The 19298-nt window shown below is 61.2% G+C and carries 17 protein-coding genes; 9 read left to right on the top strand and 8 right to left on the bottom strand.

Annotated features, from left to right (window positions below; all coding sequences use genetic code 11):
• Nucleotides 1–2 precede the first annotated feature (2 nt).
• The 3 genes from U5G49_RS17380 to U5G49_RS17370 form a co-directional block, all read right to left on the bottom strand.
• Nucleotides 3–848, bottom strand: a complete 846-nt coding sequence (locus U5G49_RS17380; RefSeq protein ID WP_012758755.1) for a carbohydrate ABC transporter permease — start codon at nt 846–848, stop codon at nt 3–5.
• The gene (locus U5G49_RS17375; protein ID WP_193444992.1) at nt 848–1732 is read right to left on the bottom strand and encodes a carbohydrate ABC transporter permease; all 885 of its coding nucleotides are present in this window, start codon (nt 1730–1732) and stop codon (nt 848–850) included. The genes U5G49_RS17380 and U5G49_RS17375 overlap by 1 nt, the downstream gene beginning before the upstream one ends.
• 80 nt (nt 1733–1812) lie before the next feature.
• Nucleotides 1813–3051: an extracellular solute-binding protein gene (locus U5G49_RS17370; RefSeq protein WP_112904815.1), complete on the bottom strand. Its 1239-nt coding sequence runs from the start codon at nt 3049–3051 to the stop codon at nt 1813–1815.
• A 222-nt stretch (nt 3052–3273) separates the two neighbouring features.
• On the opposite strand from U5G49_RS17370, the gene U5G49_RS17365 reads away from it, so the two are divergent.
• The 5 genes from U5G49_RS17365 (at nt 3274) to ugpC (ending at nt 9259) form a co-directional block, all read left to right on the top strand.
• Nucleotides 3274–4485 (top strand): ROK family transcriptional regulator, encoded by a 1212-nt coding sequence (locus U5G49_RS17365; protein ID WP_193444993.1) that lies wholly within the window; start codon nt 3274–3276, stop codon nt 4483–4485.
• A gap of 358 nt (nt 4486–4843) precedes the next feature.
• Nucleotides 4844–6199 carry an extracellular solute-binding protein gene (locus tag U5G49_RS17360; RefSeq protein ID WP_018243350.1) on the top strand — a complete coding sequence of 452 codons (1356 nt, stop codon included), beginning with the start codon at nt 4844–4846 and terminating at the stop codon, nt 6197–6199.
• 128 nt (nt 6200–6327) lie between these two features.
• A complete protein-coding gene (locus U5G49_RS17355) occupies nt 6328–7212 on the top strand; it encodes a carbohydrate ABC transporter permease (protein ID WP_047618979.1) in 885 nt (294 codons plus the stop codon).
• Between the two features lie 10 nt (nt 7213–7222).
• Complete coding sequence (locus tag U5G49_RS17350) at nt 7223–8137, top strand: ABC transporter permease subunit (RefSeq protein WP_193444994.1); 915 nt, start codon at nt 7223–7225, stop codon at nt 8135–8137.
• Between the two features lie 12 nt (nt 8138–8149).
• Nucleotides 8150–9259 carry a sn-glycerol-3-phosphate ABC transporter ATP-binding protein UgpC gene (gene ugpC, locus U5G49_RS17345; RefSeq protein ID WP_193444995.1) on the top strand — a complete coding sequence of 370 codons (1110 nt, stop codon included), beginning with the start codon at nt 8150–8152 and terminating at the stop codon, nt 9257–9259.
• Between the two features lie 72 nt (nt 9260–9331).
• Here the strand turns inward: ugpC and U5G49_RS17340 are convergent, their stop codons facing one another.
• A complete protein-coding gene (locus tag U5G49_RS17340; protein WP_018446918.1) occupies nt 9332–9805 on the bottom strand; it encodes a cupin domain-containing protein in 474 nt (157 codons plus the stop codon).
• Nucleotides 9806–9935: 130 nt separating this feature from the next.
• Between U5G49_RS17340 and U5G49_RS17335 the strand changes: the two genes are divergently transcribed.
• Nucleotides 9936–10472, top strand: a complete 537-nt coding sequence (locus U5G49_RS17335) for a carboxymuconolactone decarboxylase family protein (RefSeq protein ID WP_193444996.1) — start codon at nt 9936–9938, stop codon at nt 10470–10472.
• Here U5G49_RS17335 and U5G49_RS17330 read toward each other — a convergent pair.
• A complete protein-coding gene (locus tag U5G49_RS17330; protein WP_193444997.1) occupies nt 10469–11239 on the bottom strand; it encodes a TIM barrel protein in 771 nt (256 codons plus the stop codon). The genes U5G49_RS17335 and U5G49_RS17330 overlap by 4 nt on opposite strands.
• A 142-nt stretch (nt 11240–11381) precedes the next feature.
• On the opposite strand from U5G49_RS17330, the gene U5G49_RS17325 reads away from it, so the two are divergent.
• Nucleotides 11382–12170 (top strand): SDR family NAD(P)-dependent oxidoreductase, encoded by a 789-nt coding sequence (locus tag U5G49_RS17325; protein WP_112904803.1) that lies wholly within the window; start codon nt 11382–11384, stop codon nt 12168–12170.
• A gap of 176 nt (nt 12171–12346) precedes the next feature.
• Nucleotides 12347–12811: an RrF2 family transcriptional regulator gene (locus tag U5G49_RS17320; RefSeq protein WP_026188508.1), complete on the top strand. Its 465-nt coding sequence runs from the start codon at nt 12347–12349 to the stop codon at nt 12809–12811.
• On the opposite strand, the gene U5G49_RS17315 is transcribed toward U5G49_RS17320, so the two are convergent.
• Complete coding sequence (locus U5G49_RS17315) at nt 12812–13939, bottom strand: monooxygenase (protein WP_193444998.1); 1128 nt, start codon at nt 13937–13939, stop codon at nt 12812–12814.
• 164 nt (nt 13940–14103) lie between these two features.
• On the opposite strand from U5G49_RS17315, the gene U5G49_RS17310 reads away from it, so the two are divergent.
• The gene (locus U5G49_RS17310; RefSeq protein WP_193444999.1) at nt 14104–14880 is read left to right on the top strand and encodes a metallophosphoesterase family protein; all 777 of its coding nucleotides are present in this window, start codon (nt 14104–14106) and stop codon (nt 14878–14880) included.
• Nucleotides 14881–14910: 30 nt separating this feature from the next.
• Here U5G49_RS17310 and U5G49_RS17305 read toward each other — a convergent pair whose 3' ends face one another.
• Together U5G49_RS17305 and U5G49_RS17300 are read right to left on the bottom strand one after the other, a co-directional pair.
• Entirely contained in the window at nt 14911–18099 is a 3189-nt protein-coding gene (locus U5G49_RS17305; protein ID WP_193445000.1) for an efflux RND transporter permease subunit, read from the bottom strand.
• The gene (locus U5G49_RS17300; RefSeq protein ID WP_112904798.1) at nt 18096–19271 is read right to left on the bottom strand and encodes an efflux RND transporter periplasmic adaptor subunit; all 1176 of its coding nucleotides are present in this window, start codon (nt 19269–19271) and stop codon (nt 18096–18098) included. Before U5G49_RS17300 ends, U5G49_RS17305 begins: the two co-directional genes overlap by 4 nt.
• Nucleotides 19272–19298: the final 27 nt, after the last annotated feature.

The following is a 19298-nucleotide window of genomic DNA, read 5'->3' as shown; positions in this document are numbered from 1 at the left end:
TTTCATCCCTTGACGCCGCCGCTGGTGAGCCCCGAAATCAGGGCGCGTTGCATGACGAGACCGATCAGCACCGGGGGCAGGGCGGCGAGCACGCCTGCCGTCGCGATCAGTCCATAATCGGAAACGCGGCCGCCGGCGAGATCGGCGATGGCGACGGTCAGCGTCTTGGCGCGCTGGTCCGAGGTGAAGAGCAGCGCATAGAAGAATTCATCCCAGGCAAGCAGGAAGGCAAAGAGGCTTGACGTCGCCATCACGGGGGCGGCGAGCGGCAGCGTGATGATCCGCAGCGTCTGGAACAGGCCGGCGCCGTCGATCATCGCGGCGGATTCGATCTCGCGCGGGATGGAATCGAAACCCGATTTCATCAGCCAGGTGGTAAAGGGCGCGAGAATTGTCAGATAGACGAGGGCGAGGCCGAAGACGTTGTTCAGCATGCCGAGATGGGACAGACCCATATAGAGCGGTACGGCGAGCGCGACCGGCGGCAACATGTAGGTGGCGATCACCATCGACAGCGACCAGCCGACCGAAGGTGTGCGCGACACAGCCCAGCCGGCCGGAATGGCGAGCGCGATGGCGGCGATCGTCGCCATGCCCGCCACCTCGATGCTGTTGCGCAGCGACGAGGTGAAGGCGGCGCCGGCGCTGTTTTCGATCGTCGAGAGCAGTACGCCGTAGCGAGAGAAATCCACCGTCTGCGGCCACCAGCGCAGCGGCTTTGCGGCAAGGTCGGCGGCCGGCGAGATGCTCATGATGAACAGCCACAGGATCGGCGCCAGGATGACAGCGGCAAGCAGCAGCGCGCAGAGATGAATGAAAACAGAAAAGAGTGGGCTCTGGCGTTCCATCAGGCCGCACTCCCGGCAGTCTTGCGCACCAGAGCGGCGTAGCCGGCAGCAAGCAGCGTCACCAGCAGCGTGACGATCAATGCGAGTGATGCCCCCGAGCCTGCCCGCTGGAAGGAGAAGGCTTCCTGATAGACCAGAATCGACAGCGTGCGCGTGCTGTTGGCCGGGCCACCGCGGGTCATGACCCAGATGATATCGAAGACCTTGAAGGCTTCGATCGTGCGCAGCACCAGGGCCACCATCAGCGGGCCGGCGAGATAGGGCAGGATGACGAAGCGGAAGCGAGCGTAAGCGCCGGCGCCGTCGACCAGCGAGGCGGCGGTGATGTCGCGCGGCACGGCCTGGAGTGCGGCCAGTGCGATCAGCGCCACCAGCGGGAAATTCTTCCAGCAGTCGGCGACGATGAGGGCCGCCAGCGCCGTGCCCGGTTCGCCGAGCCAGGAGCGGTAAGCCTCCAGCAGGCCGAGTTGCGTCAGCGCGGCGTTCAGCGCGCCGTATTCGGGATTGTAGATCAACCGCCAGAGCGTGGCGTTGACGACGGTCGGCAGTGCCCAGGGCAGTATCATCAGGGCGCGAAGCGCGGTGCGGCCGCGAAACTGCTGGTTCAGCAGCAGGGCAGCAAGCACGCCGATCACCATTTCGGCGGCCACCGAGACGATCGCGAACCATGCGGTGGTGATCAGGGTGCGCTGGAAATTCGAGCCTGAGATCAACTTCGCGTAATTGTCGATGCCGACGAAGTTTCCTTCCGTGCCGACGAGCTTGGCGTCGGTGAAGGAGAGGCCGACGGTATCGATCAGAGGCCAGCCGATGACTGATATCATGACCACGAGAAGCGGCAGCATCAAAAGCCACGCGCGGGTTGTCAGCCAAGTGCCCGACATCAAGGCGACCCTTCTTCATTCACAGGTTATCGAGATCGAACCGGGCGACGGCGGGCGCCGCCCGGGGTTTCGTGCTTTGCTCAGAGGCCGCTATTGTCGGCGGCCGACTTCAGCGCATCCTCGGGAGAGGACTGGCCGAGCAGCGATTCCTGGATCGCCTGCTGCAGCGCGGTCGAGAGCTCCTGATATTTCGGCGTCGTCGGACGCGGATACATGGCCGCAAGGCCGATCTTGGCGGCGGAGATCAGCTCTTCCTGGCCCTTGGTGACGGCCGGGTCCTCATAGGAGGACGCCCAGATCGGCAGGCTGAGCTTGGCATAGGCATTCTGCGTCGCTTGCGACGTCATGAAGGTGATGTATTTCCAGGCCTCATCAGGATGCTTGCTGGCCGAGGTGATGCCGAGGCCCATCGAGCCGTTGACGGCCGAAGCCTCGCTCTTGCCGGCAACACCCGGCGCCGGCACGACGCCGACCTTGCCTGCGACCTTGCTGTCTTTCGGATCGTTGGCCATGTTGTACATGTAGGTCCAGTTCAGCGCGAAGGCGGCATCGCCGTTTTCGAAGACCTTGCGGACGTCCTCTTCCAGGAATTCCTTGGAATTCGGATTGGTCAGGCCGGAGGAATAGCTGGAGACCATGTATTTCAACGCATCGAGGCCGCCGCCGGTCTGGAAGGCGGGCTTGCCGTCCTTCAGGAAATCGCCGCCAAAGGCGCTGACGAGCGTGGTGTAGTCGCAGATCGCGGCTTCGGCTTGCGACCAGCTCCAGGCGATCGGCGTGGCGAGCAGGCCCTTGTCCTTGATCGTCTTTGCCTGTTCGGTCAGTTCGTCCCAGGTCTTGGGCGGGGTCTTGATGCCGGCCTTTTCGAGGATTTCCTTGTTGTAGAACAGGTATTTGGTGTCGAGGATCCACGGCATGCCATAATATTTGCTATCATATTGCACAGTGGTCCAGGCGCCCGGCAGCACGCCTTTCTTCATCTCGTCGGTGACGCGAGAGGAGACGTCGACCAGCACCTTGTTGGTGGCATATTCGGCCGGCCAGATGACGTCGAAGAGGACGACGTCGTAGCCGCCGCCGGAACCTTGCGCCAGCACCGTCTTGTCGTGCAGGCCTTCATAGGGAACGAATTCGAGGTTGACCTTGATGTCGGGGTTCGCCTTGGCGAAGGCGTCGGTCATGGCGCGCACATCGGCCTCGCTATAGGCGGCCTGCGCCATGAAAAGCGCGTTCAGCGTGGTTTCGGCGAAAGCGGGCGGCGCGAGGGATGCGCCGATCAAGGCCGCACCCAGAAGCGTCTTGTTAAAGGATTTCAGCATTGCAGCCTCCAGTTTTTGACATTTACGCATTGCCGAGGGCGGTCCTCCGCCATCGGTGTTCGAGAAGGCACGCGCAAAAACGTGCCGGTTTGTCGTCTCGGAGCGTCGTCGGAGCGCCTTGCGGGCTCCTGCGTTCCCTGGAACTCTCCGGTTCCTTATTAAGTCAAGTGTCTTGACTTATTACTTCTTCAACATTCTATTGGAGTCAAGAGGGAATTGCACATGAATGACAGCCGCCCGATCCGGGCCAAGAGCGGCACCAATCACGAAGGCACCAGCGCGCATAATCGGCGCGTGATGATCGATGCCCTGAGGATCAACGGTGCGCTTTCACGCGCTGATCTGGCGCGGGCGACGCGGCTGACCAAACAGACAGTGTCGAATATCATCGAGGAACTCGAGCGCGACGGTCTGGTCAGTTCGCAGGAGGCGGTGAGAAGGGGCAGGGGCCAGCCGTCGACACCCTACGGCCTGGTGCCCGAGGGCGCCTTTGCGATCGGCCTGCAGATCGACCGGCATGTGACGCGGGCGGTCGCCGTCGATCTCGTCGGCAGCGTTCTCGTGCGTGATGAGGCCGGCCTCCCACCAGGCGGTCCGTCGAACGGGACGAAGGTCATCCTCGATCTCGTCGCCGGCGTGCGGTCAAAACTTGCCGGGATCGTCCAGCAGTCGGAAAAGCGGCTGGTCGGTCTCGGCGCCGCCATGCCAGGGCCCTTCGGGGTCGCCGGCAGCGGCGACGATCCGTGGATGATGGAGACCTGGCAGAAATTTCCGTTGTTGGAAACGCTGACTGCCGGCACCGGGCTTGATGTCGGCCTGCAAAACGATGCGGCGGCGGCGGCGACCGCCGAGCGCATGGTGGGAGCCGCCCATGGCCTCGACCATGCCGTCTGCCTCTTCGTCGGTTATGGCATCGGCGCCGGCCTCATTCTGAACGGCGAGCTCTACCGCGGCACCAACGGCAATGCCGGCGAGATCGGCATGGCACTGTTGTTTGCCGACGGCAAATCGACGCCGCTCGAACATCGCGCTTCGCTCGCCTCGCTCTACCAGCATCTGTCGATCGATCCCGCCGATCCGGGCCTTTATGCACGGATCAACGATCTCGCCTTGAGGGGCGATCAAAGCATCCACGCCTGGGTCGAGGCGGCAGCAATGGATCTGCGCTGGAGCATCCATCTCCTTGAGACGCTGTTCGATCCGCAGACGGTGATCCTCTGCGGCAGCGCGCCGGAAGCGTTGGTGAACAGGTTGATTGCGGCAATCGGCCCGTTGCTGCCCTCGATCGCCGAGCGTCGTGGCCGGACGCTGCCGCGCCTGCAGCCCGGCATGGCCGATCCTTGGTCGGTGGCGCTTGGTGCTGCCGCCGGACCGATCAGCCGTGCATTCGATCCCCGTTTTGCGGCGATCCTGAAGGATTCCCTTCAATCCTGAGGCCTAAATCCTAAGGTTGCACACCAGTGCAACGGCAAAAATGTCAGCGTTTTTGCAAGTTTCGTTACAGCGGAGTAGGTGAATAACGGCACTCCGTCGTAATATAAATAAATATTAAATATCCCCTAAGAATCCATTGTTTCGAATATAGGTGTAATTTATTGACTGCATGCTGAAGCAATCGGCGAAATTTCTCTAAATATTTCCCCGAGATTGGCGAATAACGACTGTATGAAGGTTTTGTGACAACTGGATTTCGATCATTTCATGTCATGTAATATTCATTGGCCGCGGCAATTTGAACCAGCTAATAGGGCGTGCGCTGAAAGTGCGCGTCCCTTTTACGTTCGAGGTTCTCATGCAAGCCAAGCTTCTCGGCGCCGTTGGCGCCCTTCTCGCTACAGCGTTTCTTGCTGGTCCCGCTGCCGCCGCCGATAAGACCAAGATTGACTTCTGGTTCGGTAATTCCGGTGACATTGCAAAGCGTGTCCAGGAACAGTGCGATCGCTTCAACCAGTCGCAGGCCGACTACGAAGTCGTCTGCACAAGCCAGGGCAGCTACGACGCTTCCCTGCAGAACACCATCGCTGCCTTCCGCGCCGGCAAGCAGCCGACCATCGCCCAGGTCTCCGACGCCGGCACGCTCGACATCATGCTCTCCGGCGCCTACTACCCGGCCAACAAGCTGATGGCCGACATGGGCTACACGGTCGACTGGAACGACTATTTCTCCGGTATCTCCGGTTACTACGCGACCTCGAAGGGCGAGATGTACTCCTTCCCGTTCAACTCCTCGACCGCTCTGCTCTACTGGAACAAGGACGCCTTCGCCAAGATCGGCAAGGATCATGCCCCGGCAACCTGGAAGGAAGCAGGCGAAGACCTCAAAGCTCTGAAGGATGCAGGCTATGCTTGCCCGCTCGGCTTTGACATCTCCAACAACGAAGTTTGGCAGTATATCGAGCAGTTTGAAGCCGTAAACGGCGAAGCAATCGCCACGAAGAAGAACGGCTTTGAAGGTCTCGACGGCGAGCTGGTGTTCAACAAGAACCCGCTTCTCGTCAGCTACGTCAAGGACCTCAAGTCCTGGTACGATAACAAGCTTGCCGTCATCAAGAACAAGGCTGTCGGCCAGACCTTCGTCGAAGCTTTTGCCGCTGGCGATTGCCAGGTAATCCTGACCTCGGTCGGCGACCACGGCAATGTTGGCCGCACCGCCAAGCAAGGCATGAACTGGGGCGTTGCCATGCTCCCGACCTACGGCGACGCCACCCGCCACAGCTCTTATGTCGGCGGCGCTTCGCTCTGGGTCCTGAAGGGTCATTCCGACACTGAATACAAGGCTGCCGCTGCCTTCTTCAACTTCATCGCAAAGCCGGAAGAAGCTCTTACCTGGTCGACGGTTACTGGCTACATCCCGGTTCGTAACTCCGGCTTCGAATATCTGAAGAAGCAGGGCTTCTACGACAAGGCTCCTTATGCCGGCCGCGAACTCGCCATTCAGAGCCTGACCGCTTCCCCGGCTGGCGACGCGGCTCCGCACGGCATCCGCCTCGGTGGCCTGCTGCAGGTCCGCACCGAAATCGCCAATGGTCTGCAGGCAATCTTCGTCAACAATGCCGATGTCCAGGCTTCGCTCGACGGCGCTGCCGAACGCGGCAATACGCTGCTGCGTCGCTTCCAGCAGACCTACAAGAACGTTCAGCTCCCCTGATCGCTTGATATGAGCCGCACCCGGCCCGCGTTTCGCGCGCCGGGTGCGTCTTTGTAAGTTCTTTAGTCGGCCGCGGATGCGAACTCCCCGCCCGCGCCTAAACCCAACCAGGCCGAAAACGACCACTCATGGAAAAGCGAGTCACTTTCTCCTCAACGACGATCGGACTGCTCTTTGCATTTCCGATGCTGTTGCTGATCTTCGTCTTCTTCTATTGGCCGAGCGCACAGGCGCTCTATTGGGCGTTCACGCTCGAGCAGCCATGGGGCGGCGGCAATGCCTGGGTCGGTTTCGACAATTTTAGACAGCTGCTCACCGATCCGATCTATTGGGATTCGATCACCCGCAGCATGACCTTTGGCTTCAGCTCGACGGCCATTGCCATGGGGCTGGCGCTCATCCTGGCGCTTTTGACAGATCGTGAACTGCGCGGCCACAAGGTCTACCGGTCCGTCTTCATCTGGCCTTACGCAATCGCCGCCCCCGCTCTTGGCCTCGCCTTCCGTTTCATCCTGGCGCCGGAGGCCGGCCTTCTGTCGGTTATCAACCACGTCTGGCCCGGCCTCTGGAACCCCGCACTCGATGGCAAGGATGCGATGATCGCCGTCATTGTTGCCTTCTCCTGGAAATATATCGGCTACAACTTCATCTTCTTCCTCTCGGCGCTGCAGGGTATTCCGCGCTCGCTGATCGAGGCCGCCGCAATGGACGGTTCGGGGCCGATGCGCCGGATCTGGGATATCCAGCTGCCCCTGCTGACGCCGACGCTGTTCTTCCTGCTGGTCATCAACATCACCGAGAGTTTCCAGGATTCCTTCGGTATCGTCGACGTCATGACGCAGGGCGGCCCGGCGCGCGCCACCGAGCTCATGGTCTACAAGATCTATTTCGACGGCTTCAGAGGTCTCGACTATTCGGGCGCCGCAGCGCAATCCATCATCCTGATGGTGCTCGTTGTCCTTCTCACCATCTTCCAGTTCCGCTTCATCGAGCGGCGCGTGCACTACAAGTGAGGTCGCGGTCATGATCGAACGCACGCCGATATTCAACTTCATCTGCTATACGCTTCTCGCGCTCGGCATGGTGATCGCGCTTCTGCCTTTCGCCATCGTCATCATCGCGTCGACGCTTGATCTGGAGACGGTCAATCGTGTGCCGCTGCCGCTCACTCCGGGCTCGCATTTCTGGGAAAACGCTGAGACGGCCTGGGTTCGCGCCGATCTCGGCAACAAGCTGTTCCACAGCATCATCTTCGCCGGAACGGTCGGCGCCGGCAAAGTCATGCTGTCTTCCATGGCAGCTTTCTCGATCGTCTACTTCCGCTTCCGTGGCCGGTACGTGATTTTCTGGATCATCTTCATCACGCTGATGCTGCCGCTGGAAGTCCGCATCGTGCCGACCTATTCGATTGCGGCCAACGCGCTGCAGCCTTTCCAGACGATCCTCGACTTTACCGGCATAAGCTGGCTCGTTGCACAGATCACCGGCTTCCAGATCAAGCTCGAATGGGGCCTGCTGAATTCCTATCCCGGTCTCGTTCTGCCGCTGGTCGCAACCGCGACCGGCACCTTCCTATACCGGCAGTTCTACCTGACGGTTCCCGACGAGCTTGCTGAGGCCTCGAAGATGGACGGATCGGGCCCGGTCCGGTTCTTTTGGGATATTCTGCTGCCGCTTTCGCGGCCAAACATGATCGCGCTCTTCACCATCATGTTCGTCTGGGCCTGGAACCAGTATCTCTGGCCGCTGCTGATCACCACCGATCCGAACTTCGGCATCGCCGTGACGCAGCTCAAGACCCTCATCCCGTCCGAATTCGGTCTGCCCGACTGGAACGTCGCCATGGCCGGAACCCTGATCATCATGTCGCCGCCATTGATCCTCGTCATTCTGATGCAGCGCTGGTTCGTACGCGGCCTTATCTCCACCGAGAAGTGAAGGAGTATTCCCTTGGCACCGATCTCCATTCGTGGCGTGAAGAAAAACTACGGCAAGAATCCCGTCGTTCACGGCGTCGATCTCGACATCCAGTCCGGCGAGTTCATCGTCATCCTCGGCCCGTCCGGCTGCGGCAAGTCCACGCTGCTGCGCATGATCGCCGGCCTCGAGGAAATCACTGGCGGTGAAATCGCCATTGACGGCCGCGTCGTCAACCAGCTGGAACCGCGCGAGCGCGGCTGCGCCATGGTGTTCCAGAACTATGCGCTTTATCCGCATATGAGGGTTGCCGAGAATATCGGCTACGCATTGAAGGTGGCCGGCGTCTCGAAGGCGGAGCGGAGTCGGCGCATCGGCGAGGTAGCCAAGGCGCTCAGCCTCGAACCCTTCCTCGAACGCTTGCCGGCCGCTCTTTCCGGCGGTCAGCGCCAGCGCGTCGCCATGGGCCGCGCGATGATCCGTGAACCGAAGGTGTTTCTCTTCGACGAACCGCTGTCGAACCTCGACGCCAAGCTGCGCATCGCCATGCGCGCCGAAATCCGCCGCTTGCACCGCCGCCTCGGCGCCACTTCGATCTTCGTTACGCATGACCAGACCGAAGCGATGACGCTGGCTGATCGGCTGGTGGTGATGAATGGCGGCAGGGTGGAGCAGGTCGGCACGCCGGAAGAGGTCTATCATCATCCGGTCTCGCGCTTCGTCGCGGGCTTCGTCGGCACGCCGGCGATGAACCTGCTCGAGGGCACGATCAATGACGAGGGCGTTTTCGTCTATGATCAGAGCCGCAAGGTCGCGCTGCCGCGCGAACGCGCTGCACCGCTGAAAGGCAAACGCGTCGTACTCGGCATGCGCGCCGAAGCCGCCCGGCTGGTGGCCCCGGATGCGCCCGGCGCCCTCACCGCAACGGCCGATTTCATCGAAGAGCTCGGCGCGAGCCGCGTCGTGCACGCCGATTTCGACGGGCTGCCCTTTGCGGTGGCGCTGACCGAGGCCGTGAAGGTGAAGTCGGGAGATCCGATCGGCATCGCGATCGATTACGACCAGATCCACCTCTATGCCGCCGATACCGGCCGGATCATCGAGAACCCTGTTATGAAAGGCGCAGGCGCCGTCCACGCCTAAAGCGGTCTGCGATGATCCTTGCAGAGCGTTCGGCGGCTGAGGATGTCAGCCGCTTGCTCGAACGTGAATTGCCTATCGGTGGATCGGGTCGATCCACGCGACGTCTTCCGGCTTTTCGACCGGCTCGATGTCGAGATTGACGACGACCGGTTCCTGGCCTGAGCGGACGAGCACGCATTCCAGCGTCTCGTCGCGGCTGGCGTTGATCTCCTGATGCGGCACAAAGGGCGGAACGTAGATGAAGTCGCCGGGACCGGCCTCGGCAGTATATTCCAGATGCTCGCCCCAACGCATGCGGGCCTTGCCCTTGACCACGTAGATGATGCTTTCGAGATCGCCGTGGTGATGGGCGCCGGTCTTGGCATTGGCATGGATCGTCACCGTTCCCGCCCAGATCTTCTCGGCGCCGGCGCGCGCATTGTTGATCGCCGTCGCGCGGTTCATGCCCGGTGTCTGTGCGGTGTTCGGATCGAGCGAATTGCCGGGAATGACCTTGACGCCATGTTCCCGCCAGTCGACATGATGCTGCTCGTGGTCGTCGCTCATGCCTTGCCTCCAGCTTCGATTTGGTCAGTCTAGGCCGGCGCCGGGCGGCGGCCAAGCGGATGCCGCTGGGCTGTTGCACAATATCTCGGCGCCCCGATAGCTTCTATGCACAAAGGAAAGAACGGACCCGATGAGCCATCTCCCGCAGATTGATTACGACACCGCTTCGGAAGAGGTTCGTGCGGCGCATGACGAGGAAATCAGGCTGCGCGGACGGATGACCAACATGAAGCGCACGCTGCTGCATTCGCCGGCCGCCCATCGCATCTATGCAGAGTGGTTCACGCTGCGCGCCGAACTCGACCCCGCGATCAACGACCGGGCGATCTGGATCTTCTCGCATGCGATCTCGAAGGCGGCGCAATCGAAGATCGCCATCACCTTCTTTCGCCGGGCGCTGATCAACAAGGGTTTCAATCCCGACGCGCTGGAGCTTTCCGACGAAGAGGCGCTGCTCTACGCCTTCGGCAAGGCGATCGTCGCCGATTCCAACGCCGTTCCGGCTGAACTCTGGGTAAAGCTGAAAGAGCGCTACGAGACCAAAGTGCTCGTCGATCTCGTCGCCTTCGCCGGCATCATGCTGGCCACCGCCGTCTTCAACAATGTCGTCGAGGTCGATTTCGATCCCGAGCTTGAAGCCTTCGCCGAAGGTGCCAGCTCAGCCTAACCGCCGAGCGAAGCAATCGCGGCCTTGACTGCGCCCACACCGGGCCTGGTCGGCCGGTATTCCAAACCGACGGCGCCGTCATAGCCGTTGGCGAAGATCCAGCCGAGGCGCGGAGCAAGGTCGATGCCGCCGGAACCCGGTTCGTTGCGGCCTGGGTGATCGGCGACATGGACGTGGATGATACGGTCGAGGCGGCCGTTCAGCACCTCTTCGGTACGTTCGTCCATCACTGCGGAATGGTAGATGTCGTAGACGATGCCAATCTCGGGGCGGGCGACGTCATCGATGATATCGAGGCCTTCTCGGGTCGAATCGAGGAAGTAGCCGACATGGTCGATGCGGATATTGAGCGGCTCGACGCCGAGGCGGAGACCGCTGCCTTTGAGGATATCGGCGCCGGCTCTCAGCGTTTCGGTGACTGCCCGGCGCTGTTCTTCGCGAGTCAAGCCCGGGAGATCGTCACCCGCCTGTGCGATCAGCACCGGCGCGCCAAGACGTTTCGCGACAGTGACGGATTCAGCCAGGCCTTTCAGCCAGGCCTGCCGGTTGGCGGCGTCGGTCAGCGCGATCATCGGTTCGGCGACGAGGCTGGTGACGGCAAGGCCGGTTTCCTTCAGCGCTGCCTCGATCGCGTCCAGATCCTTGTCGGTCCAGCGCCAGAATTCGATCGCCGTCAGCCCGGCCGCATGGGCGTGGCGGATGCGATCGGGAAAGCTGTCGCCTTCTTCGGCAAACAGCCACTCTATGCACGCCGAATAACGTCGCATGAAAACTCCTCCCAAGTGTTGATGCAGGCATGCGACAGATCGGAGCTTGCCGCAAGAGGCGTTCGGGCGCTTGACGCCGGGATTCATTGGCGAAACACTCAGCCCATCAGGCCGGGATCTCCGGCCGTTTGCGGAGGAAGACATGGATCTCGGATTGAAGGGAAAGACTGCCGTCATAACAGGTGCGTCGATCGGCATCGGACTGGCGATCGCCGAAGGACTGGCGGCTGAGGGCGCCAACCTCGTGCTGGCAGCGCGCGGCGGCGAACGGCTCGAGGCGGAAGCCGCCCGTATCGCCGAGACATACGGGGTCAGCGCCGCCGCTGTTGTCGCCGATGTGGCAACGGTTGCGGGAACCGAGGCGATCATAGCGGCGGCGGCCGAAAAAGGCGGCGCCGATATCCTCATCAACAATGCCGGCACCGGATCGAACGAGACGGTGATGGAGGCACCCGACGAGAAGTGGCAGACCTATTGGGACTTGCATGTGATGGCCGCCGTCCGGCTGGCGCGCGGCATCGCCCCGCAGATGAAGGAGCGCGGCGGCGGTGTGATCCTGCACAATGCCTCGATCTGTGCCGTTCAGCCGCTTTGGTACGAGCCGATCTACAATGTCAGCAAGTCGGCGCTGATGATGTTTTCGAAGACGCTCTCGACCGAACTCATCAAGGACAATATCCGTGTCAACTGCGTCAATGCCGGCCTGATCCTGACGCCCGACTGGATCAAGACCGCCAAGCAATTGACGGCCGAAACCGGCGGCAACTGGGAAGGCTACCTGCAGAGCGTTGCCAACGAGCACGCCGCCTCCAAACGCTTCGGCAAACCGGAGGAGCTGGCAAACGTCTTCGTCTTCTTGAGTTCGGAGCGCGCGAGCTATTGCATCGGCTCGACCTACTTCGTCGATGGCGGCATGCTGAAGACGATCTGACCGAGACTGCCGGCAGGGCGTGCGGCGGCCGGTCTTTCTCAGGGCTGCCGGGCGTTTCTGTGGACGTTGCCGATACAAGCTATAAATAATAGCTATTTTGTTGTATGTTCACGCTTTTGACGCTATTTGCCTGCTATTGGCAGGATAAATACTGCGATTTCTACAAGGCGACGACGATGCTGACGAAAAAGGGAAAATACGGGCTGAAGGCGCTGGTCGACCTGGCGCGGCTGGCGCCGGGCGAGACTGCCTTCATCAATGACATCGCCGCCCGTAACAATATCCCGAAGAAGTTTCTCGATACCATCCTGCTCGAACTGCGCAATGTCGGCATCCTGCGCTCGAAGAAGGGACCGGGTGGCGGCTATTCTCTGTCACGGCCGGCCTCCGAAATCCGCATCGGCCATGTCATCCGCACGCTCGACGGACCGTTGGCGCCGATCCGCTGCGCCAGCCGTACGGCTTACGAGGCCTGCGACGACTGTGCTGATCCGGAGACCTGTCAGGTGCGGCGCTCGATGACCGATGTTCGGGACGCGATCGCCGCCATTCTCGACAATATGACCCTCGAGCAGTTCGTCGCCGACGGCGGCCGCATCGAAGGCGCCAAGGAACAATTCCCGATCTCCGCCGCCAGCTGATTAGGCGCCGCCGAGCTTCGACATATATTCACCTGCGGTATGCACCAGCTTATCCCGCGGCAGCGATAGCGCGTGAATGCGGGCATTGCGCCAATGGCGGTCGAGATTGAGGCCGATGCCGGCCGATATTTCTCCTGCAAGTTCGAACAGGGCGTTTGCGGTGTCGAGCGCTGTTTCCCCGGCAAGGATTGCGGCGGCCGAGGCGGAAAAATGCGCGTCCGCCATCGCTGCCTCCATAGGATTCACCTGGGCGATGTCGAGTTTGCGGCCAGCCCGTTCCAAGGCTGCCGCCGTCGCTTCGATGCGGATGGCGCGCTCGCCGATTCGGGGGAGGATGGTCGCGCTGCGATCGCCAATCGCGGCCATCAGGTCGCTCCATGCGGCCCGCGCGATGCCCAGGCTGACGCCGGCCTTGAGCAGCAGGCCGAGCGAGATGCCGATCGAATATCCGGAGGAGGGGGCAGGGGCAATCGCATCGGCATTGACGTGAAGCGTGCCGACGATCGCGGTCGCTGATCCATTGGTGCGCTGGCCGAAGCCGTCCCAATCGTCGACCACCTGCACGCCTTCATCATCGCGTGCGAGATAGAGCGTCACCGGGCGGCTGGGCGGGACGGTGGCGGCAGCGGCGATCCAGTCGGCGAATAGAATACCGGGCGCCTGCCGCGTGCGCCCGCTCAGGCGGTAGCCCGGACCTTCGGCGGTAAGCTCGGCCCCATCGGTGAAGGTAGCGGCCGAAAAGCGGTCGCCGAGCAGCACACGGGCAAACAGCGATGCCTTCAAATCCTCGGCAGCCTGGGTGCGGAGCGTTTCCAGTGCGCAAAAGTGATTTTCCAGCGCCTCGCCGATCGAGGCATCGCCCTCGGCGATGATTGCAACGATTTCGGCGAGCAGGGCGTTCGACACGTCGAGCCCTTCATGGTCAGGCGGTACGGCGATTGCCGTCAGCCCCGATACCGACAGCGCATCAAGCTCAGCAAAGGGCAGGATGCGGTTGATATCGCGCTCGCTCGCCTGACGCCGGAATGCGGCGGCGAGATCGCGGGCCGTGGATATCGCCTCCTCTTCGCTTTCGATGCGATGCGCGGGAGGCCTCAGGCTCTCATGAAATTGCGATACCGTTCCCATCGGTCACTCTTTTCTCTATGGGTATAGGAGTGAGGGATTGCCCCGCGAATGATAAGGCCGGTTTTTCTACAAAACCCGTGTGCTTTGAATTTTCTTACCAGCTTGATTGCCCTGTTCTCCACGCTACTTACGGTGAAGTGGGGCTTCCTTAATCGAGAAATATGATGAGCGACTCTCGTGCTCGCAACAGCGAGGTTTCGAAAATGGCACGCCAGCCGAGACCGCGTCTGACGCTGGATATTGCCGCTATCCCAACCTATGCGATCGGCGATATTCACGGTCGGTACGATCTGCTTGTGAAAGCCGAGGCGGCGATCCTGCGCGATGGCGGGCAGTTGCCCGGGCGTAAGCTGATCGTCACGCTCGGCGACTATATCGACCGCGGCCCGGAATCGTCACAGGTCATCGCCCATCTCATGGAGCCACCGCCGGATGGATTCGACCGCATCTGCCTTGCCGGCAATCACGAAGTCGCCATGCTCGACTATATCGACGGCTGGATCTCCTATGACGATTGGATGCAGATGGGATCAGCGGAGCTGCTCAAATCCTATGGCCTCGATCCGGAGCACCTGCCGCTGGTTTTCCCCACCGGCGCGAAGCTCGATGCCTTCATCCGCCAGTCGCTGCCGCGTACGCATATCGATTTCATGCGGGCGATGCCTGTCCTGCTGGAAACCCCAAGCGTGATTTTCGTGCATGCCGGTATCAATCCGAAACTGCCGCTCGACAGGCAGACGGACGAGGATCTGGTCCTCATCCGCCAGCGGTTTCTCGAAAGCCGGGTGCCGCTACCAAAACTCGTCGTTCACGGCCATACGCCGAACGACGAACCCGATATACGGCCGAGGCGGCTCAATATCGATACGCGCGCCTACCGCAGCGGCAGACTCACCGTCGCCCGCTTGTGGCAGGGCAAGGTGCATCTGTTTTCGACCTGACTTCCGTTTCCTCAGCCGGGTGGGATCGTCTCAGACGACCCCTTCCTTGACCGGCTCTGTCTTCGCTGGCTCTACAGCGGCCGGCCGCTTGCGGCGCCAGCCGCGCAGCACGACGTAGAAGACTGGCGTCAGGAACAGGCCGAAGATCGTCACACCGAGCATGCCCGAAAAGACGGCGGTACCGAGCGACTGGCGCATTTCGGCGCCGGGGCCGGTGGCGATGGCAAGCGGCAGAACACCGAAGATGAAGGCGAATGCCGTCATCAGGATCGGGCGCAGGCGAAGATGGCTGGCCTCGATAGCCGCCTCCACCGGCGACTTCCCCTCGTCTTCCGCTTGCCTGGCGAACTCGACGATCAGAATGGCGTTCTTGGCCGCAAGGCCGATCAAGACGATCAGGCCGATCTGCGTCAGGACATTGTTGTCCATTCCCCTCAGAGAGACCCCGATCAATGCCGCGAGCACCGCAAGCGGGACGATGAGAATGATCGCCAGGGGCAGAACCCAGCTTTCATATTGCGCCGCCAGCGCCAGGAAGACGAAGACGACGGACAGGGCAAAGATATAAATGGCGGTGTTGCCGGTGTGGGTCTCCTGATAGGCAAGTTCCGTCCATTCGAAGGTGGTCCCCTGCGGCAGGATCTTCGCCGCCAGCGCTTCCATCTTGGCGATGGCATCGCCTGTCGACGTGCCCGGCGTCGGATTGCCCTGAAGCGGCACCGAGACGTACATGTTGTAGCGCTGGACAAGCGCCGGGCCGCTGGCATCCTGGATGTCCATCAAGGTTCCAAGCGGAACCAGCGCGCCGGTCGCCGACCGGACCTTCAGGGCAAGGATGTCTTCCCGGTCCATGCGGTATTGCCGGTCGGCCTGGGCGCGAACCTGGTAGACGCGGCCGAACGCATTGAAATCATTCACATAGGCGACGCCGAGATTGATGGAAAGGGCGTTGAAGATATTGGGAATCGGCACATTCAGGAAGCGCGCCTTGTCGCGGTCGATCGCCAGGAAATATTGCGGGCTTGCATCGGAGAATGTCGTAAAGACGCCGGTCAGCCCCTCGGTCGTTGCCGCCGCACCCATCATCTGCCGGGCGAGGCCGAGTACGCGCGTCATGTCGGCGTTCTCGAGATCGGAGATCTGCATCTTGAAGCCGCCGGAATTGCCGACGCCACGCACGGATGGCGGTGGGATGGCAATGATGAAGGCTTCCTGGATGCTTTGCAGCTTTCCGTAAAGCTCGCCGATGATCTTGTTGGCGTTCTCCCCGCCCTCTTCACGTTCGGCAAAGGATTTGAACGGGACGAAGACGACGCCGGCATTCGAGGCATTGGTGAACGTTGCCCCGCTGAAGCCGGCAAATTGCACGGCATTGCCGACGCCGGGCACGGTGCGGGCGATATCGCCCACCTGTTTGACGACGGCATCGGTACGCGCGAGCGAGGCGCCGTCCGGTAGCTGTATGACGATGATGGCGTAACCCTGGTCCATGGTCGGGATAAAGCCCGCGGGGACTTTCGTGCCCATGTACCAGGTCGCTCCGAGCAGGCAGACGAAGGTGACCATTGCGGCTGTCAACCCAATCCAGCTGCTGACCAGATGCCGAACGGTCCATGAATAGCCGGAACTCAGCCGATCGAATCCATGGTTGAAGCCGTTTGCAAGCCCCCTTCCCAGACGGGATGCGACATTCATGCGCTTGGTTTCATGGTCATGGGTTTTCAGCAATATACCTGCGAGCGCGGGCGACAGTGTGAGCGAATTCAATGCGGAAATTGCAGTGGTGACCGAGATCGTGACCGCGAACTGCCTGTAGAACTGGCCAGAGATGCCTGGAATGAAGGCTGTCGGCACGAACACGGCGATCAGCACCAGCGAGATGGCGACGACGGCGGTTCCGACTTCGTCCATCGTGACGTGAGACGCCTGCTTCGGCGTCATGCCGCGTGCCAGATTGCGCTCGACGTTTTCCACCACCACGATCGCGTCATCGACGACGATACCGATCGCCAGTACGAGACCGAACAGGGTGAGCATGTTGAGCGAGAAGCCGAAGGCGAGCAGGACGGCGAAGGTGCCGATCAGCGATACCGGGATGGCAATGATCGGAATGATCGCGGTTCGCCAGGATTGCAGGAAGACAAGAACGACGATTGCCACCAGGATGGCTGCTTCTGCAATGGTTCTATAGACCTCGGTGATCGAATCCGAGATGAACTCGGTCGTGTCGTAGACGATACGATATTCCAGACCCGGCGGGAAATTCTGGGATATGTCCTTCATGAGCGTCTGGACTTGATGGGCCGTGTCCAGGGCGTTGGTTCCCGGCCGGGCGAAGATGCCGAGAGCAACTGCGGGATCGTTGTTGAGATAACTGTTGGTGACGTAATCCTGTGCGCCGAGTTCGATCCGGGCGACATCCTGCAACTGCACGAGCCGCCCCGATGTCGTCGATTTCACAATGACATATCGGAACTCGCGCACGTCGGAGAAGCGGCCCTCCGTTCGCACCGTATATTCGAATGCATTCTTGCCGGTGACGGGTGGGGCACCGATCTTGCCGCCTGATACCTGGACGTTCTGATCTCTCAAAGCGGAGACGACGTCATCGGATGTCATCCCGTAGGCGGAGAGCTTTTCCGGATCCAGCCAGATTCGCATCGAATACTGGCGTTCGCCAAAAATCTGCACGTCGCCGACGCCGTCAAGGCGCACGAGAACGTCGCGGATGCGGTTGCGGGCGTAATTCGAGACGTAAAGCTGGTCATAGCGGTGCGACGGCGACAGCAGGTGCACCACCATCATCAGATCCGGCGAGCTTTTGTCGGTGGTCACGCCAAGCCGCTGGACTTCCTCGGGAAGACGGGGAAGGGCGATGGAAACACGGTTCTGGACGAGCACCTGGACCTTGTCGAGATCGGTGCCGAGCTTGAAGGTGATCGTCAGCGACATGGCGCCGTCGGCGCTGGAGTAGGAAGACATATAAAGCATGTCTTCGACGCCGTTTATTTGTTGTTCAAGCGGCGTCGAAACGGTATCGGCGATCGTCTGCGGGTCGGCACCCGGATAAGAGGTGCGCACGACGATCGTCGGCGGCGCTATCTCCGGATATTGGGATACCGGCAATTGCGTGTAGGCAATGCTGCCAACAACGAGAAAAAGGATCGAGATGACGGCCGCAAAGATCGGCCTGTCCACGAAAAAATGAGCAAATCTCATTGTCCGCTCTCCGCGCCGGCGGTTTCGGGCGGAGCGTCCTGCCGTTCCCGCGGCAGTTCGGTCATCTGAGGCGTGATCTTTGCGCCCGGCCGGGCACGCATCAGGCCGTTGACGATGATCGTCTCGGTGCCGTCAAGGCCCTCGCGTATGACGCGGTAGCCGTAGAGACGCGGTCCGGGCCTTACGGGCTTGGTCGACACCGTGCCGTCTGTCCCGACGACATAAACGACGCGCTCATTCTGGTCCGAGCCGATGGCCTCGTCGGGGACGAGAATGGCCTGGTAGGTGTTGGAGGCTTCGACCTGTATGCGACCGAAGAGGCCGGGCTGAAGGACGAGATCGGGGTTAGGGAAGCGGGCACGGAGACGAATGGTGCCACTCTCATTGTCGACCCGGTTCTCGGCGAAATCGAGCTTTCCCTTGAATGGTTTGGCACTGGGATCCGAGATCGTGACGGATACATCCAGTCCGCCACCGCCCTGCTGGAGTTCCTTGCCCAATTTGCGCGCCGTGTCGGCGAAATTCAGCAGGCGGCGTTCATCGACGTCGAAATAGAAATCGATCGGATCGAGCGAAACGATCGTCGTCAGCACAGTCTGGTCGGTCTGCACGAGGTTGCCGGCCGAGATCAGCCGGCGGTCGATGCGGCCGCTGAGCGGCGCCTTGATCTCGGTATATTCCATGTCGAGAGAGGCGCGGTCGGCTGCGGCCTGTGCGCCGCGGACATTGGCCTCAGCCGAATCGAATTCCCGCCGGCGATCATCCAGTGTCTGGGCCGACTGGCTGCCGCTCGCAGCAAGCGATTGCGCGCGTTTATACTGCGCATCGGCAAAGACCAGGGCCGATTGCGCCGATTCGAGTGATGCCTTTGCCTGATTGAGCGCGGTTACGAACGGCCGCTGATCGATGACGAAGAGCAGGTCGCCCTGCTTGACCAATGCGCCGTCCTGGAAGTGGATTTCCTGCAGGTAACCACCGACGCGCGAGCGAACGGAGACTTCGTCGACCGGCTCGAAACGGCCGATGAACTCGTCGCTGTCGACGACATCGCGAACGACCGGCTTGGCGACGGTGACGGGCGGGGGCGGTGGGGCGCTCTGGGCCAGCGCGGGGAGAGGCATGAATGCGGCAATACAGCCAAGCACTACCATCTGTCGAAGCGCGTAAGTCATACCGGTCCTCCAATCTCGACGGCCGAT

This window comes from Rhizobium indigoferae (assembly GCF_034554815.1).
Lineage (GTDB): Bacteria > Pseudomonadota > Alphaproteobacteria > Rhizobiales > Rhizobiaceae > Rhizobium > Rhizobium leguminosarum.
This window is presented reverse-complemented; position numbering and strand designations above follow the sequence as displayed.

Excerpts from the sequence above, each read along its gene's own strand:
- U5G49_RS17380 (WP_012758755.1), bottom strand. The coding sequence starts at position 848 with ATGGAACGCCAGAGCCCACTCTTTTCTGTTTTCATTCATCTCTGCGCG.
- U5G49_RS17375 (WP_193444992.1), bottom strand. The coding sequence starts at position 1,732 with ATGTCGGGCACTTGGCTGACAACCCGCGCGTGGCTTTTGATGCTGCCG.
- U5G49_RS17370 (WP_112904815.1), bottom strand. The coding sequence starts at position 3,051 with ATGCTGAAATCCTTTAACAAGACGCTTCTGGGTGCGGCCTTGATCGGC.
- U5G49_RS17365 (WP_193444993.1), top strand. The coding sequence starts at position 3,274 with ATGAATGACAGCCGCCCGATCCGGGCCAAGAGCGGCACCAATCACGAA.
- U5G49_RS17360 (WP_018243350.1), top strand. The coding sequence starts at position 4,844 with ATGCAAGCCAAGCTTCTCGGCGCCGTTGGCGCCCTTCTCGCTACAGCG.
- U5G49_RS17355 (WP_047618979.1), top strand. The coding sequence starts at position 6,328 with ATGGAAAAGCGAGTCACTTTCTCCTCAACGACGATCGGACTGCTCTTT.
- U5G49_RS17350 (WP_193444994.1), top strand. The coding sequence starts at position 7,223 with ATGATCGAACGCACGCCGATATTCAACTTCATCTGCTATACGCTTCTC.
- U5G49_RS17340 (WP_018446918.1), bottom strand. The coding sequence starts at position 9,805 with ATGAGCGACGACCACGAGCAGCATCATGTCGACTGGCGGGAACATGGC.
- U5G49_RS17335 (WP_193444996.1), top strand. The coding sequence starts at position 9,936 with ATGAGCCATCTCCCGCAGATTGATTACGACACCGCTTCGGAAGAGGTT.
- U5G49_RS17330 (WP_193444997.1), bottom strand. The coding sequence starts at position 11,239 with ATGCGACGTTATTCGGCGTGCATAGAGTGGCTGTTTGCCGAAGAAGGC.
- U5G49_RS17325 (WP_112904803.1), top strand. The coding sequence starts at position 11,382 with ATGGATCTCGGATTGAAGGGAAAGACTGCCGTCATAACAGGTGCGTCG.
- U5G49_RS17320 (WP_026188508.1), top strand. The coding sequence starts at position 12,347 with ATGCTGACGAAAAAGGGAAAATACGGGCTGAAGGCGCTGGTCGACCTG.
- U5G49_RS17315 (WP_193444998.1), bottom strand. The coding sequence starts at position 13,939 with ATGGGAACGGTATCGCAATTTCATGAGAGCCTGAGGCCTCCCGCGCAT.
- U5G49_RS17310 (WP_193444999.1), top strand. The coding sequence starts at position 14,104 with ATGAGCGACTCTCGTGCTCGCAACAGCGAGGTTTCGAAAATGGCACGC.
- U5G49_RS17305 (WP_193445000.1), bottom strand. The coding sequence starts at position 18,099 with ATGAGATTTGCTCATTTTTTCGTGGACAGGCCGATCTTTGCGGCCGTC.
- U5G49_RS17300 (WP_112904798.1), bottom strand. The coding sequence starts at position 19,271 with ATGACTTACGCGCTTCGACAGATGGTAGTGCTTGGCTGTATTGCCGCA.